The organism is Lentzea terrae (genome assembly GCF_003265345.1).
Lineage (GTDB): Bacteria > Actinomycetota > Actinomycetes > Mycobacteriales > Pseudonocardiaceae > Lentzea > Lentzea terrae.
In genome coordinates, this window is the sequence record NZ_QFWW01000013.1 from 22,116 (window position 1) to 37,746 (window position 15,631).

At 68.5% G+C, this 15,631-nt stretch carries 17 protein-coding genes; 8 read left to right on the forward strand and 9 right to left on the reverse strand.

The genetic code is table 11. The features are described from left to right. Window positions 1-34: 34 nt before the first annotated feature. The 7 genes from DI276_RS18730 to DI276_RS18760 all read left to right on the forward strand — a co-directional run bounded on the left by DI276_RS18730 (window position 35) and on the right by DI276_RS18760 (window position 6,568). Window positions 35-769: a GAF and ANTAR domain-containing protein gene (locus DI276_RS18730; RefSeq protein ID WP_112265096.1), complete on the forward strand. Its 735-nt coding sequence runs from the start codon at window positions 35-37 to the stop codon at window positions 767-769. 416 nt (window positions 770-1,185) lie between these two features. Then, window positions 1,186-1,428: a three-helix bundle dimerization domain-containing protein gene (locus tag DI276_RS18735; protein WP_112265098.1), complete on the forward strand. Its 243-nt coding sequence runs from the start codon at window positions 1,186-1,188 to the stop codon at window positions 1,426-1,428. A gap of 21 nt (window positions 1,429-1,449) precedes the next feature. After that, complete coding sequence (locus DI276_RS18740; protein WP_232836752.1) at window positions 1,450-2,457, forward strand: BtrH N-terminal domain-containing protein; 1,008 nt, start codon at window positions 1,450-1,452, stop codon at window positions 2,455-2,457. Between the two features lie 30 nt (window positions 2,458-2,487). Beyond that, entirely contained in the window at window positions 2,488-2,838 is a 351-nt protein-coding gene (locus DI276_RS18745; RefSeq protein WP_112265727.1) for a VOC family protein, read from the forward strand. Between the two features lie 59 nt (window positions 2,839-2,897). Beyond that, the gene (locus DI276_RS18750) at window positions 2,898-3,878 is read left to right on the forward strand and encodes a fatty acid desaturase family protein (RefSeq protein ID WP_112265100.1); all 981 of its coding nucleotides are present in this window, start codon (window positions 2,898-2,900) and stop codon (window positions 3,876-3,878) included. Window positions 3,879-3,946: 68 nt separating this feature from the next. Continuing rightward, window positions 3,947-5,815 carry a hypothetical protein gene (locus DI276_RS18755; protein WP_112265102.1) on the forward strand — a complete coding sequence of 623 codons (1,869 nt, stop codon included), beginning with the start codon at window positions 3,947-3,949 and terminating at the stop codon, window positions 5,813-5,815. Between the two features lie 51 nt (window positions 5,816-5,866). Then, window positions 5,867-6,568 carry an SDR family NAD(P)-dependent oxidoreductase gene (locus DI276_RS18760; RefSeq protein ID WP_112265104.1) on the forward strand — a complete coding sequence of 234 codons (702 nt, stop codon included), beginning with the start codon at window positions 5,867-5,869 and terminating at the stop codon, window positions 6,566-6,568. Between the two features lie 24 nt (window positions 6,569-6,592). On the opposite strand, the gene DI276_RS18765 is transcribed toward DI276_RS18760, so the two are convergent. The 9 genes from DI276_RS18765 to DI276_RS18805 form a co-directional block, all read right to left on the reverse strand. After that, entirely contained in the window at window positions 6,593-7,789 is a 1,197-nt protein-coding gene (locus DI276_RS18765; protein ID WP_198680742.1) for a cytochrome P450, read from the reverse strand. A gap of 23 nt (window positions 7,790-7,812) precedes the next feature. After that, on the reverse strand, window positions 7,813-8,595 hold the full coding sequence (locus DI276_RS18770; protein WP_112265106.1) for an ABC transporter permease: 783 nt from the start codon (window positions 8,593-8,595) through the stop codon (window positions 7,813-7,815). Continuing rightward, window positions 8,592-9,527, reverse strand: a complete 936-nt coding sequence (locus tag DI276_RS18775) for an ATP-binding cassette domain-containing protein (protein ID WP_112265108.1) — start codon at window positions 9,525-9,527, stop codon at window positions 8,592-8,594. Before DI276_RS18775 ends, DI276_RS18770 begins: the two co-directional genes overlap by 4 nt. Window positions 9,528-9,537: 10 nt before the next feature. Further along, the gene (locus DI276_RS18780; RefSeq protein WP_112265110.1) at window positions 9,538-10,380 is read right to left on the reverse strand and encodes a DUF4097 family beta strand repeat-containing protein; all 843 of its coding nucleotides are present in this window, start codon (window positions 10,378-10,380) and stop codon (window positions 9,538-9,540) included. A gap of 69 nt (window positions 10,381-10,449) precedes the next feature. After that, window positions 10,450-10,968 carry a ribbon-helix-helix protein, CopG family gene (locus DI276_RS18785; RefSeq protein WP_112265112.1) on the reverse strand — a complete coding sequence of 173 codons (519 nt, stop codon included), beginning with the start codon at window positions 10,966-10,968 and terminating at the stop codon, window positions 10,450-10,452. Window positions 10,969-11,053: 85 nt separating this feature from the next. Then, window positions 11,054-11,836: a TIGR02452 family protein gene (locus tag DI276_RS18790; RefSeq protein ID WP_112265114.1), complete on the reverse strand. Its 783-nt coding sequence runs from the start codon at window positions 11,834-11,836 to the stop codon at window positions 11,054-11,056. 27 nt (window positions 11,837-11,863) lie between these two features. Beyond that, a complete protein-coding gene (locus DI276_RS18795) occupies window positions 11,864-12,850 on the reverse strand; it encodes a hypothetical protein (protein ID WP_112265116.1) in 987 nt (328 codons plus the stop codon). Between the two features lie 37 nt (window positions 12,851-12,887). Then, window positions 12,888-13,322 carry a universal stress protein gene (locus DI276_RS18800; RefSeq protein WP_112265118.1) on the reverse strand — a complete coding sequence of 145 codons (435 nt, stop codon included), beginning with the start codon at window positions 13,320-13,322 and terminating at the stop codon, window positions 12,888-12,890. A gap of 2 nt (window positions 13,323-13,324) precedes the next feature. Continuing rightward, window positions 13,325-14,566, reverse strand: a complete 1,242-nt coding sequence (locus DI276_RS18805) for an SLC13 family permease (protein WP_198680743.1) — start codon at window positions 14,564-14,566, stop codon at window positions 13,325-13,327. 99 nt (window positions 14,567-14,665) lie between these two features. On the opposite strand from DI276_RS18805, the gene DI276_RS18810 reads away from it, so the two are divergent. Next, window positions 14,666-15,616 carry a glycoside hydrolase family protein gene (locus DI276_RS18810; protein ID WP_112265122.1) on the forward strand — a complete coding sequence of 317 codons (951 nt, stop codon included), beginning with the start codon at window positions 14,666-14,668 and terminating at the stop codon, window positions 15,614-15,616. Window positions 15,617-15,631: the final 15 nt, after the last annotated feature.

A 15,631-nucleotide genomic window follows, 5' to 3' on the forward strand; every position in this document is an offset into this window, starting at 1 on the left:
TCCCCTCCGGCGAACTACCAGCAGAGGTGGCCGCATGTCGATGGAGAGCCTGGCAGAGACGTTCGTCGAGCTGGCCGACACGCTGGTCGCCGACTTCGACCCGGTCGAGTTCGTTCACCTGTTGGCCAACCGCTGCGTCGACACGCTGGCGGTGGACGCCGCGGGCATTCTGCTCGCGAACGATCGCCGCGAACTCCAGGTCGTGGGCGCGTCCAGCGACGCGGCCCGGCTGATCGAGCTGTTCGAGCTCCAGGATCGGCGGGGACCGTGCATGGAGTGCTATCTCACCAGCGCACCGGTGACGGTGGCGGGCTTTGCCGAACAGCCGCAGCGATGGCCCGAGTTCTCCTCGGCAGCCCTCGACGCGGGGTTCGGCGCGGTGCACGCCTTGCCGTTGCGGCTGCGAGCGCAGACCGTCGGGGCGCTGAACCTCTTCACCGTCAAGGCGGGTGTGCTCGGCGAGTCGACCATCAGGGTCGCCCAGGCCATGGCGGATGTGGCCACCATCGGCCTGCTGCAGGCTCAGCTCATCACGCGGCGAGACCTGCTGGCCAGCCAGCTGCAACACGCGTTGCAGAGCAGGGTGCTCATCGAACAGGCGAAAGGTGTTCTCGCGGAACGGCTGAGCATCGGCATCAGCCAGGCGTTCGAGGCGCTGCGACGCTACTCGAGAAGCCGGCACCAGCACCTCAGCGCCGTCGCCGAAGCGGTTGTCGCCGGAAGGATTGATGTGGACGCGCTGGGCGCAGAACGCAGGGAGCCCACGTGAGCAAAGGTCGCGAAGGTGCTCTCAGCGCTCTGAGGAAGCTCGCTGGGTCGGCACAGGTTCCTGGAACAGGTTCGTCCAGGACGGCTGCTCGGGATCAGGCGAGCTGGACGTCGCCACTGGGTCGTGCGTCTCGGGATGGCTGAACAGGTGGTTCGCCGGGTGCAGGGTCATTGAATGCTTTCCGTTCGGAGACAAGGCAAAAGATCATTTCTCATCGTCGTGGCTTTCTTCGCGTCCCGTGCGTGGTCGTCGCGAGTGAGGCGGAGCCGGAGTGACTGCACGGCGCGTAGGTGAAGGGGGTGCGAAACGCATCGACCCCAAGCCTGACAGTACACCTCTTTGACGGCTTCGGGTCCGTTTGGCCAACTCCGGCCGGGGGCAACCTCTGCGCGGTTGGTTGACCTGGAGGAGGGGCCATGACAACGACCCTCGACGGACACAAGGTCCGCGATCCGCACGACCTCCATGCCGAGATCGAGGCTCAGCTCGACCTCGCCGCCGAAGAAGCCGTACGACGGTGCAACGGCAAGGCGGACTACCAGACGGTGCGGCGAGCCGTCTCCGAGGCCTACCGCCGGCTGTCCCGCGAAGCCAAGTTTCAGAGCTTCCTGCCGATTCTCGCCGCCAGGGCCGCACACCAGAGTCTCTGCGGCCGGTGAACCCAGGTTGACCCTCACACGGTGAGAGGGTCGATGCTGGCGGGCATGCTCATCGAGAACGTCTCGTTCCCCGGCGGTCAGCACTGCGAGACCACGACGCTCGGCGCCCTGCTGCGCCACGAGGGTCTCGAGCTGTCCGAGCCGATGCTGTTCGGCCTCGGCGAAGGTCTGAGCTTCGTCTACTGGGACGCCAAGAACATGGGCTTCCCGTTCCTCGGCGGCCGCGTCAAACCGGCCGCCATCACCAGGACCGTCGCCGACCGGCTGGGCCTGACGCTGGACGTCCGGGAGACCGCCTCGACCCGCAAGGCCTGGCAGAACGTCACCGCCGCGATCAGCGCGGGCCGCCCGGTCGGCCTGCAGCTGGACTCCTACCACCTCGACCACTTCACCACGAAGGTCCACTTCGGCGGCCACTTCGTCGCGATGTACGGGTACGACGACACGCAGGCGCACCTGATCGACACGGAACAGCAGGGCGGCGCGGTGACAACCTCGCTGACCAGCCTGGAACGTGCGCGCAACGAACGCGGACCCATGACCGCCCGCAACCTCTCCTTCACCATCACCGGCTCCATGAACCGGAATCTGAGCGACGCCATCCGAACGGCCATCGCCAACAACGCACACGCCTTCCTCAACCCGCCCATCGCCAACCTGGGCCACCGCGGCATCGCCAAGGCGGCCAAGCAGGTTCCCAAGTGGCTCGACCGGGCCGCAGATCCGTCCCGCGACCTCCCGCTCGCGGCGTTGCTGATGGAACGCGGCGGCACCGGCGGCAGCCTGTTCCGGGCCATGTACCGCGACTTCCTCGCCGAGTGCGCCGACATCGTCGACGACGAGAACATCCGCGCAGGCCACCAGCTGTACGCCGAGATCGCCCCGCGGTGGACCGAGGCCTCGCACCACATCGCAGCGGCAGGAGAAACCGGCGACCCCAGCCACCTCACCCGCGCCGCCGCGATCCTCACCGAACTGGCGGACGCGGAACGCCGCGCCATGGAGACCCTGAGCAAATCAGGGCACTAGTTGTCCTCGTCGGGTGCCAGCATCCCGTGCATGATCGGACGTTGGCACGGCCTGGTGATCGACTGCCCGGACCCGCAGGCCCTCGCGGGTTTCTACGAGAAGCTGCTCGGCATGGTCCGGGTCCAGGACGAACCCGGCTGGGTCGTCATCGGTGACGCGCCGGACCGCCCCGGCGTTGGGTTCGCGCAGACCGAGAGCTGGCAACCGCCGAAGTGGCCAGAGGAGTCGTCGCACATGCACTTCGACGTACGTGTGGACGACCGGGTCGCGGCCGGCGAGAAAGTGCTGGCACTGGGCGCGCGACGGCTGGGTGGCGGCGACGGGACCTTCGACGTGTACGCGGACCCCGCAGGGCATCCGTTCTGTCTGGTGACCTGGTAGCCGCGCCCGCTTCATCGCCCGTGCATTGCCTTGTCGCCGCGACCGGGCATTATGCGCAAATGACACTCCGGCAGGCGAGCGACTTCGCCCAGTTGTCCACCGAGATCAAGCAGGCCGGCCTGCTTGCTCGGCGGCGCGATTACTACATCGCCAGGATCAGCGTGAACCTGGTGGTCTACGCGGGGGCGTGGGTGGCGTTCGCCCTGCTGGGCGACTCGTGGTGGCAGTTGGCCGTGGCGTTCGTGCTGGCGGTGATGTCCACGCAACTGGCGTTCATCGGGCACGACGCCGGGCACAAGCAGATCTTCGCCTCGAAGCGGTGGAACGCGCTCACCGGGTACGTCCACGGTGGACTGGTCGGCGTCAGCCAGGACTGGTGGGTGAGCAAGCACAACCGGCACCACGCCAACCCCAACCACGAGGACGAGGACCCGGACGTCGACATCTCGGTGCTGGCGTTCACGCAGAAGCAGGGTGCGGCCAAGCGCGGGCCACTGCGGTGGATCGCCTCGCACCAGGCGGTGTTGTTCTTCCCGTTGCTGCTGCTGGAAGGCTTCGCGCTGCACTTGCACTCGATCCGGTACTCCGGGCGCGAGCGGTACCTGATGATCGCGCACGTGGTGGTCTACCTGGTCGCGGTGTTCTGGGTGCTCTCCCCCGTGTATGCGATCGCGTTCGTGTTGGTGCACCAGGGTTTGTGGGGCCTCTACATGGGATGTTCCTTCGCCCCCAACCACAAGGGCATGCCGGTGCTGTCGGCCGGTCACACGCTCGACTTCCTGCGCAAGCAGGTGCTGACGTCGCGCAACATCCGGGGCGGCTGGTTCGTCGACTTCCTGCTCGGCGGGCTGAACTACCAGATCGAGCACCACCTGTTCCCGAGCATGCCGCGGCCGCACCTGAAGCACGCGCAGCTGATCGTGAGCGAGTTCTGCCGGCAGCGCGGCATTCCCTACGCGCAGTGCGGGTTGTTCAGGTCGTACGGGTACGTGCTGGAGTACCTGCACGAGATGCGTTGTCCGAAACTGGACAAAGCCTGACCAAAAGGCTCGTCGACCGCACTCAGCGCTGGTTTCCTCGGTGACAGACCGAACTGGGGGAACTACACATGCGCAAACAACTCCTCGGCGTGCTCGCCGCAGGTGTGGCACTGTCACTCGTCGCCGCAGGTCAGTCGGCCGCGGAACCCGTCGCGCAGCAGGTGAGCCAGCCCGATCCGATGCTGGCTTTCCTGCCCGCGGAGGCCCAAATCGACTGGGCCGCGGTGCAGCGGAACCGCGAGGCCCGCAAGCAGTCACGGCAGGCTGTGAAGACACAGGGCGCGCCGCTGACGTACACCGAGAAGGAGACCGGGCAGGGCGCCAACGACGCGCCCGCCAAGGCCGAGCGCGTGCCGGGGTTCGGCACCGGCCGCGGCAAGAACCCGAAGCTCACGCTCACCGGTGACCTCGCGGGCGACCCGACCATCCCGGCGGTGCCGCCGTTCGCCGAGATGAACGACGCGGTACCGCACGGCAGCGACACCGGCGTGCCCGTGCGCGGCAGGGCCGTCCACACCAGCGGCACGATCGGTGACGGCCCGTACGGCAGCGCCGGCGACGGCACCGGCGACCACGACTTCTACAAGCTGAGCGGTGGCAACAGCGGGCTCGTCGCGACCGTCGACGTGCACACGCCGACCGGCGGCCTGGACACGTTCCTCGCCGCGTTCGACGCGAACGGCCAGCTGGTCGGGCAGAACGACAACCTCGCGGGCACCACGGACAGCCGGCTGCAGGTCCACGTCCCGCCGGCGACCGACGTCTTCGTGATGGTCGCGGGCGCGGGCCCCGGCTCGATCCCGGCCGACCCGATGAAGCCCGGCACCGGCAAGCAGGTCACCACCGAAGGCCCGTACGACCTGACCATCGCGACCGGCGACGGCCAGGTGGACAAGGACTTCTTCGCCGTCGACCTGAAGGCGGGCGACGTGCTCGGCGCGTCGGCGGCCGGCCGGGCCACCAGGGTGATGGTCCACGACCCGGCCGGGCGTGAGGTCTTCGGTTCGTCGCAGGACTTCAGCTTCCTGTACGCGGACAACTCGCCGATGCCCGCCGGTGGCAACGCCGTCGCGGACTTCGTGGCGCCGAGGGACGGCCGCTACACCGTCGGCGTCGAGAACGGCGACGGCCGTTACGACGTCACGGTCGAGGCCTTCCGCCCCGGCTCCGAGCTCAACCCGCGCCCGGAGGTCCTGACGGTCTTCCTCGACTTCAACGGCGCGCGCGTCAACACCCGGATCTACGGGGCGGAGCCTGGCGGCAACCGCGACCTCTCGCCGCTGAAGAAGTTCCTGCCCGGCTGGGGTCTCACCGACGCCGACGAGAACGCGGTGATCGACGCCGTGATCGCGTCCGTGCGTGAGAGCGTCGAGCACGATCTGGCCGCGAAGGGCACCAACCGGCGGTTCGCCGTGCGGATCCTCAACAGCCGCGACCACGCCGACCCGTGGGGCCAGCCGAACGTCAGCCGCGTGGTCATCGGTGGCTCGATCGCCGAGTCCGGCATCCAGACCGTCGGCATCGCGCAGTCGATCGACGCGGGCAACTTCGGCAAGGAGGAGACCTCGCTGGTCCTGCTGGACGTCCTCAGCCTGCCCGCCGGCCAGTCCCGCACCTCGCTGAACACCTACATCACCCCGGCCACCACCGACAAGGCCGGGTTCATCGGCAGGGCGATCGGCAACATCACCGCCCACGAGGCCGGGCACATGTCGGGCAGCTGGCACCAGGACCAGTTCAACGCGCTCGACAGCATCATGGACCAGGGCGGCAACCCGAAGGGCATGTTCGGCGTCGGCCCGGACGGCGTCGGCGGCACGGCGGACGACCTCGACGTCGACTTCCACGAGGACGTGCTCAACCCCAACGAGGGCTTCACCGGGATCGAGGACTCCCTCAACCGCACCGCGTGGGCGTACACCCGAGGCGCCAACTGACGGTCCGATTCCCGCCAGAGTTCGAAGTCGAACTCCGCCAGGCTGATCCACATGGGATCACTTGACGGAAAAGCGGCCCTGATCACCGGCGGAAGCCGCGGGATCGGGGCCGCTGTGGCGCGCAAGCTCGCCGACCTGGGCGCGCGAGTAGCAGTGACGTACCAGAACACCAAGCCGGACAACGGGTTCGCGATCCAGGCGGACAGCGAGGACCCCGATGCCGTGGTGGCGGCGGTGGACGCGGCCGCGGCGGAGTTCGGACGGCTCGACGTCCTCGTGAACAACGCGGGCGTGTTCCAGGTGGGGCCGTTGGAAGAGCTTGGGAGAGAAGAGTTCGACCGAACGATGGCGGTGAACGTGCGGGCGCCGTTCCTCGCGGCGAGGGCAGCGGTGCGGCACATGCACGAGGGCGGGCGCATCATCAGCATCGGCAGCAATGTCGCTGTGTACGCGCCATTTCCCGGCTTCGCGCTCTACTCCGCCAGCAAGACCGCGCTCATCGGCATGACGAAGGGCCTGGCCCGTGAATTGGGGCCGCGCGGTATCACCGCGAACATCGTGAACCCCGGTCCGACCGACACCGACATGAACCCGGCGGACGGCCCGATGGCGGACACCATTCGCGGGCTGACCGCGCTGGGCCGTTACGGCCAGCCGGAGGAAATCGCTGAAGTCGTTGCGGCACTTGCGGGGGACGCCGGTGCGTACGTCACCGGCGCCAGCATCAATGCCGACGGTGGCTTCACGGTATGAGGTCGTGAAGCCCGGTCAGTGGCCTCAGGCCCAGCTGACCGGCAGGGCGTGGACGCCGTAGATGTTCATGTCGGTCCTGAGCTTCACCTCGCGGGCGGGTACCGCGAGGTGAAGGCTCGGGAACCGGCGCAGCAGCCCCTCGAACCCGGCCCGCATCTCGATGCGGGCCAGCTGCTGCCCGAGGCACTGGTGCACACCGTGCCCGAACGACAGGTGCCCGCGGGAGTTGCGGTGCACGTCCAACTCGTCGCCGTGCTCGAACTTCGCGGGGTCGTGGTTGCCCGCCAGCAGTGACAGGATCACCGTCGAGCCCTCGCGGATCGTCTCCCCGTGGAACTCGATGTCCTCTGCCGCGTAACGGAAGAAGATGTCGGCGACGGTCAGGTAGCGCAGCAGTTCCTCGACGGCGTCCGGGATCAGCTCGGGGTTCGAGCGCAACGCGGCCAGCTGCTCCGGGTGCTCCAGCAGTGCGAAGGTGCCCAGCGCCAGCATGTTCGCGGTGGTCTCGTGGCCGGCGAGCAGCAGCAGGAACGCCATGCCGGTGAGTTCCTCGAGGCTGAGGTCCTCGTCGCGGGCCAGGTCGGACAGCAGGTCGTCACCGGGTTCGGCGCGTTTGCTGCTGACCAGTTCGTACAGGTACGTGTGCATCGCCATGTACGCGGCCATCTTGTCGTCCAGGTTCACGTCCCGCTCCATGAACTTGGAAGAGTTCGACTGGAACGTCTCGCGGTCCGCGTACGGCACGCCGAGCATCTCGCAGATCACCAAAGACGGCACCGGAAGCGCGAACGCCTGCACCAGGTCGACCGGCGGCGTGAGCTTCGCCAGCTCGTCCAGCTGCCGTTCGGTGATCTCGATGATGCCTTCCTCCAGGGCCTTCATCCGCTTGACGGTGAACGCCCCGGTGAGCTTGCGCCGCAACCGGGTGTGGTCCGGCGGGTCCATGCTGATGAACAGTCCCGGCGTCTGCGGGGACGGCTCGGTCTGCTCCGGCATGCCCGGAGTCGGGTACGGCACGTGCAGGATGCCCAGGTCCTGGCGTGAGCTGAACCTGGTGTCCGCTAAGGCTTCTCGTACCGCGTCATAGCCGGTGACGAGCCAGCCCTCGTGACCGTCGGGGAAGAGCATCGGGCTGACCGGACGGGTCGAGCGCACCTGTGTGATCTGGCTGGGCGGGTCGAACGGCGTGACGTCGCGGTCCATGGGAAGGCCGTGCAGCATGGCAGTGCTCTCTTTCGGCTGGTTCAGCGGATGGCTTCGCGGTTGAAGAGCTTCTTGGACCAGAGGTAGCCGCCGAAGCCGATGACGACGCACCAGCCCAGCGCGATCCAGCCGTTGTTGCCGATGGGCGTACCCATGAACAGCCCGCGCAGTGCGGTGATGAACGGGGTGAACGGCTGGTACTCGGCGAACCAGCGCAGCACGGTCGGCATCGAGTCGGTCGGCACGAAACCGTTGCCGAAGAAGGGCAGCAGGATCAGCGGCAGGCCGACGTTGCTCGATCCCTCGACGGTCTTGCTCGCGAGCCCGAGCGCGGCGGACAGCCAGATGAGCGCGAAGGCCATGGCCACCAGCAGGCCGATCAGCGCGAGCCACTCGACCGCGTTCGCCTTCGGGCGGAAGCCGATGAGCACTGCGACACCGAGCACGAACGAGATGCTCAGCACGGTCTGCACCAGGCTGCCGACAACATGTCCGGTCAGGACGGACACACGGGCGATGGCCATGGTGCGGAACCGGTCGACGATGCCCTCGGTCATGTCCAGGGCGATCGAGATGGTCGTGCCCTGCACGGCCGAGGTGATCGCCATCAGGATGATCGTCGGGGTGACGTAGTTGAGGTACTCCGCGCGTCCGCCGGTGGGTCCCCCGATCCCGGCGCCGAGCGTGCCGCCCAACACGTAGACGAACAGCAGCAGGAAGACGACCGGCATCAGCAGGAGCTGGAACGTCATCGAGGGGTAGCGGATCACACGCTTGAGGTTGCGACGGATCATCGTCGCCGAGTCGGTCAGTGCGTAACTCATGAGTGGGTCACCGTTTCGGGCTTGCCGGTGAGGGCGAGGAAGACGTCGTCGAGGTCGGGGGTGTGCATGCTCAGCGAGTCGACCGCGACCGCGTTCTGGTCGAGCCGGTCGAGCAACGCCTTGAGCGAGCGGACACTGCCGTCGTTGGGCACCCGCAGGGCGAGCGCCTCGCCGTCGCGGGACGCGGAGCCGATGACCCGCGCGGCGGACTCCAGGTCGCGGAGCTCGGTGAACTGCAACAGGACGTGCCCGCCGGGGATGCGGCGCTTGAGCTCGTCCGCGGTGCCCTCGGCGACGATCTTCCCGTGGTCCAGCACCGCGATCCGGTCGGCGAGCTCGTCGGCCTCCTCCAGGTACTGGGTGGTGAGGAAGATCGTGACGCCGTCCGCCACGATCCGCCGCACGATCTCCCACATGGCACGGCGGCCGCGCGGGTCGAGGCCGGTGGTCGGCTCGTCGAGGAAGATCACCTGCGGCGACCCGACCAGCGTCATCGCGAGGTCGAGCCGGCGCCGCATGCCGCCGGAGTAGGTCGACGCGATCTTGTCGGCCGCGTCGGCGATGTCGAACAGTTCCAGCAGCAGCTGGACCTTCAGCTTTCCTTCGGTGCGACCGAGGTGGTTCAGGTCGGCCATCAGCTTCAGGTTCTCCCTGCCCGTCAACAGGTTGTCGACGGCGGAGAACTGGCCGGTGACGCCGATCGCGGCGCGCACGGCGTCCGGGTCGCGGACGAGGTCGTGGCCCGCCACCGTCGCGCTGCCGCTGTCGGCCCTGATCAGGGTGGACAGGATCTTGACCGTGGTGGTCTTGCCGGCACCGTTCGCGCCGAGCAACGAGAAGACGGTGCCGCGCTGGACGTTCAGGTCGACGCCCTTGAGCACCTCTTGGTCGCCGTACGAGCGGCGCAGGCCGGTGGCCGTGATCGCGTTCATGGAGTTCCCCTCAGGCACGGCGGACGGTGATGTCGCCGAAGGACGTGTGGGCGGTGATCTTGACCGTCTCGGCGGCGTCGCCGGGGCCTTCGCTGCCGCTGAGCGAGTTGTGCACGCGGCCGAAGCTGGTCTTGGTGTCGAGCCACGCGGCGGTGCCCTGGGCGATGCCGACCTCGATGCTGCCCATCGCGGTGCTCAGCGAGGCGGTGTCGCGCACGACCTCTCCGATGATGAGCGATCCCATGGCGCTCTTGGCTTCCAGCGCGCCACCGACCCGTTCGGCGGTGATGTCGCCGTTGGCCGCGCGGGCCCGCAGCTCACCGTCGACCGTGCCGATCTCGGTGTTGCCGTTGGAGTTCTTGACCGTCAACGACCCGGCCACCGAGCCGACGCGGACGTGCCCGCTGCCGGTCTTGACCTCGGCGTTGCCCGTCACTGCTCCGACGCGGACCTGACCGGCGCCGGTGTCGACCTTCAACGGCCCGGTGCGGTCGACGTGGACGTGGCCCGCCGACATGTCGATCTCGGTCTCCCCCAGCACACCGGTGGTGCGGGTGCTGCCCGCGGTCACGTCGGCATCCACTTTGGACCCCGTGGGCAGCTCGATCACGACGTCGACCGACCTGGTCTTCTTGGAGAAGTCGAACGTCCGCTTCGGCCCGCGGATCGTCAGCACGCCGTCGGCGTAGTCGACACGGGTCTTCTGCGCGGCCTCGACGTCGGAAGCGTCCTCCGGGTCGGACGGACGCACGTCGACCACGGTGTCGAGGCGGTCGCTCGCGAGGATCTGGACGAAGCCCGCGTAGACGTCGAGCAGTACGGAAATCGGTTCATACGTGTCGTAAGAAGGCATGGCTGTCCCCTCAGAAGGTGCCGGAAAAGCGTCTCCGCAGGTCAGAGACGTGCAGTGAAACTGGTGGTGTTAGCGGACCCAGCCGACGAAACGCTGCGACGCGGGCGCGGGCCCACCGGGGAGCGGTTCGCTGCCGGACTTCGGCGAGAGCTGGGCCGACGCGGCGCGCACGAGCCACGCGTTGACCGAGCGGCCCTCCTTGGCCGCCGCCTCGTCGATCGCGGCCTTGAGCGGTTCGGGCAGGCGGACGTTGATGCGCACGGTGGTGCCGTCCTCGAAGCCGGCTGCCACGTCCTCGGCGGGTGCCGCGACGGGCTCCGGCGCGGCGGCGGCCGGCTGCTCGACCGGCCGGCGCGTCACGACGAACTTCGGGTCCCTGCCCCGCAGCAGCACCTGCACCGAGTCCGGCGCGAGGTCCGCGGTGATCTCGTCGGCGGCGGCGGACAGCGCCTCGAGCAGCGCCAGCCGGATCGCCGACTCCATCGACACGGTCAACCGCTCGACCAGCGCGTTCGCCTCGTCGCCGCCGGTCTCGACGGCGGTCAGCAGCTCGCGACCAAGCGATGCCACATACGGGGTCAGATCCATGGCATCACTATGGCACGCGGTGGCACCACAGGCAAGCGATTCTGGCTCAGCGTGGCATCACTTTGGCTCACTGCAGGTCAGAGCGCTAGTTGAGCCCCTCGAAGGCACGCAGCACGGGCGTTCCCCGCTGCCGGTCGAGCACCGCGAACACCACGTGGTCGAAGTACCGGTTCTCCCGCAGGGCGTCCCGGAACGTCTCGGCCACCACGGCCGGCTCGTTGCCGAACACCCCGCACCCCCAGGCCCCCAGCACGAGCCGTCGGTGCCCGTGCGCGGCCGCGACCTGCAGCACCCGCACCGCTCGTTGCCTCAGCGCAGCCGGGATGCCGTCGGCGCGCTCAGGCTGGCTCCGCACGATCGCCGACCGGTTCGGCGCCGCGGCGGTCAGGAACGACACCGGGTACGGCTCAGAAAGCAGGTTTCCCTTGTCGTCGCGGAAAACCGGCACCTGTGGCGAGTAGATCACGCGGTCGGTGTACGTCAGATCCTCGTGCGCGCGGTGATACCGGTAGAAGTCACCGGCTGCGAGCAGGCAGGGGTAGAGCGCCGACGCCCGCGCGACGCTCTCCTCCTGAGCCTGTGCACCGTTGAGAAACCCGCCGCCGGGGTTGCGCGCGGAGGCGAACACCAGGGCGGCGATGTCGCCACCGAGCCGGCGTGTTGCCTCCAAAGTGGACTCGTTGGTGACGTCCACGAGCGGGAGGTCGCCCTGCGGCGGCAAGGACAACTCGTCGTCAGGCAGGTGGAGCCGAGTCCCGAACACGGCCGGCGTGACGGCGATCGGCACGTCACCCGAAGCGGTGGAGTAGGAGCCGCGCTCCGAGATCTCGACGGTGTCGCGGGCGATCGCACGCAGCCTGCTGCTCATGATGAGCGCAATTGTGGCAAGCGGTGCTCAGATCCGCGCGTAGATTTCGGCGACGGCACCGAACGCGGCCTTGGGCTCCCAGTGCAGGTCGTCGTAGACCTTCACGATCCCAGGGCTCGCCAGGTCGAGGTCGCGGCTCGGCTCGTCCGGCCGATGTGGATAGTTGGCGAGCGCGAACATGTACACGAATGCGCCGTCCACGTCCTCTGCCTGGAAGATCTCCAGCAGCTCACGCAGGTACGTGGCCTGCTCCTCCTCGTCGCGGACATGACCGTCCCGCACCCGGACCGGCAGCCCGGCCTCGTCGTGCTCGACGATCTCCATGCTGCGCGGCGCCACGGCACCCGAACCACGCCAGGCCGCCGTGCCGAACCCGGTGATCGCCACCGGTTTTCCCTGCGCCACCAGGCTGCGCACGGCCTCCTGGTACCGGTCGGCGACCTCGGCCGACCGGATCAGCTCGAACGACATGATGTCGAACAGGCTCCAGTCAACCCGCTCGAACTGGATGCAGGCGTACGTGAGCCTGCCCCGGAACTCGGCGCGAATCGCCGCGACCGCTTTCGCCAGGAACTCGTTGAGCCGCGCGCTGACCTCCCCCATCCGCTCGGGGTGGCCGAGCAGCCTGTTCACCCGGTCCATGACGTCGTTTCCTGGCAGGAACCCGTCGTTCATGACGCTCAGCTCGACGCCCGCCACGAACACGACTTCGGCGCCGTCCGCCCGGATCCGTTCGGCCCGCCGCGCGCAGTCGACGAACAGTTCCAGGATCTCGGCCTGCGTCAGCTCCAGCGGGTACGGCGAGAACCACACCTCCAGGCCGAGCGAGGCCGCGATGCGCGCGGCCTGCTCCAGCCGTTCCGGCGAACCGCCGACCAGATGGACGGCGTTGCAGTGCAGGTCGTCCCGGATGACCGTCAGATCCCGCGTGACCACGCCGAGGTCGAACTCCGGCACGGAGATCTCCCCATGGCGGACAAAACCGGTGTCGTAGGCAATTCCCTTTGCTCGCATACCTACATGCGTACCCGCAATTTTTCGTGCACGCAAGTTAGTCGGGCCAGACCAACAGCACCGGGCACGGCGCGTGGTCGACGACGAACCGCGTCGCCGGGCCGAGACTGCGCGGACCGGCGTGGCTCACGTCGCCGTCCCGGCACAGCACGAGCAGTGAGGCGTCCTGAGCAGCCGCAACGACTTCGTGCTCGACCCGGCCCACCCGTGCGGTCGTCGCACACGGAACGCCCAGCCGTTCCGCGGCCGCCGCCAGCAGTTGGGCAGCGTGATCGGCGGCGAGCTCGTCCAACCGGCTGCCGGGATCTCGCGCGGGCTGACTGCGGCCGAACAGCCCGGCGAACGCACCGTGGGCGGCGCCGGGCACGTCGTGATCACTCACGTGCAGCAGCAGGAAGTCGGAGCCGTGCGCACGGGCCGCGTCCACGCTGGACTGCCAGGTGTCGTCGGCGATCCACACGACGACGGTCATGGTCAACCTCCGATCACGTGCAGGGACGCCCACAGTGCCACGACGGCGCCGACCAGCGTGGCAGGCACGGCGAGCAGGCCGAGCCTGGTGAACTCCGGCAGGTTCACCTCGGTGTCGTGGTCGTGCACGATCCGCCGCCACAGCAACGTCGCGAGCGACCCGGCGTAGGTGAGGTTCGGGCCAAGGTTCACGCCCAGCAGCACCGCGAGCACCGCGCCGGACCCGAACGGCGCGACCAGCGGCAGCAGCACGAGCACCGCGGGCAGGTTGTTGATCACGTTGGCCAGGACCGCCGCGACCGCCGCGAGCCCGAGCAACCCCAGCAAGCCGTTGCCGTGCGGCACGACGTGCCTCAGCAGGTCGTCGAGACCGTTGTCCACCACCGCCTGCACCACGACACCAAGGCCCAGCACGAACGCGAGAAACGGCAACGATGCGGACCGCACGATCTTCAACACGGAGGTACGGCGCCGCACCAGCGCACGGACCGCCATCGCCACGGCACCGGCACACGCCGCCCACGCCGGGTCGAAGCCGATGACCGACGCGACCACGAACCCCGCCAGCGTCAGCCCGACCACGGCCAGTGCGAACACCGGCAGTTCGGCCGCCGGACGGGTGGCCGGGGCGTGCACCGGCGCGTCGAGATCGGTCCGGAAGAACCGCCGGAACACCACGTACTCCACGGCGATGGCCACCACCCACGGCAACGCCATCAAGGCCGCGAACCGCGTGAAGCTCAGCCCGCTCGACGCGAACGCCAGCAGGTTCGTCAGGTTCGACACCGGCAGCAGCAGCGACGCGCTGTTCGACAGGTGCGTGCACGCGTAGACGTGCGGTTTCGGCCGCACCCCGAGCTGGGCCGCCGTCGCGAACACCACCGGCGTCAGCAGCACGACCGTGGCGTCGAGACTCAGCACCGCCGTGATCACCGACGCCGTGACGAACACGCCGCCCAGCAACGTCCGCGGCCGACCGCCGGACGCCCGCGCCATCCAGGTGCCGCAGGCGTGGAAGAGGCCCTCGTCGTCGCAGAGCTGCGCCAGCACGAGGATGGCGGCGAGGAACCCGATCACGGGCCCGAGCCGCACCGCCTCGTCCACCGCGTGCTCGACGGGCAACGCGCCGACCAGCACGACGAGGACGGCCGCGGGCACCGCCACCGCCGCCTCCGGCCAGCCCCACGGTCGAACGACCGCGCAGACGAGCACGGCCACCAGCAACAACACCGAAAGCGCCAGCACGGCCACACGTTAGGTCACGTGCCACATACCGGTCGCATACCGGGCCTCATACCCCGGCGCGGTTGCCTGTCGTCGTTCCTCGACGAAGGGAGACCGGCGATGGCCGGCGAGAAGCAGTACAGCCGCCGAGCGATGGGCAAGCTGGCGGCGGGCGCCATCGCGGCGGTGGGCGTGGCCTCGTTGCCGGGCCAGGCCTCGGCGGCCCCGCACTACCGCGCGCACGGCCCGTTGCTCACCGACGGCTACCAGACGTGGATCGACGCGATCAACAACCAGGGGGCCAACCTCGCCAAGGTCGTCACCGGCTGGGGCATGCCGGGCCCGTGGGCGAACTACCCGGACCACGTGTGGACCGCCGCCGGCGCGACGAACTTCCTCATCGTTCGCACGGTCACCGGCGACACCGACAACGTGATCGACCCGAACCGCGCGGTCGCCGAAATCCGCGACTCGCGCTTCTTCGAGTACAAGCGGATCCGCTCCGGCGCCGACAAGTGCATCATCGAACTGGGCAACGAGCCGAACATCCGCGTCGCCGACCCGTGGGTCTACGGCTACAACCTCGGCGTCACGATCGACCGCATCCGGGAGACCTTCCCCGGAGCCAAGATCTGCGGCACCGCACTGTCGCCGAACAAGGGCACGAACCCCGACACCTGGTACAGCAACCCGAACTTCGTCAACGCCATCAAGAAGTGCGACTTCGTGGGCGTGCACTTCTACAGCAATCCCGACGACGGCAGCTTCACCCGCCAGGGCGAGTGGAACGAGCTGACCTACGCCGAAACTCTCTCGCGGTGCGCCTCGAAGTGGCCGGGCAAGCCGGTGATCGCGACCGAGTACTCGATCAGGACCACCCGCCTCACCCCGTACCAGAAGGGCTACAAGTACGGGAGCCTGATCCACTTCGACGACTCGGTGGCGGGCAGCCTGTGGGGCGCCTGCTACTACCACGTGCAGACCAACGCCGCGGGCATCGACTACCACGAGAACGTCGGTTCCGAGGGGGCGCGCGGGTACCGCAAGAGGCTCAGCGAAGGCGGCCTCTGAGGGTGCTGCGAGGAT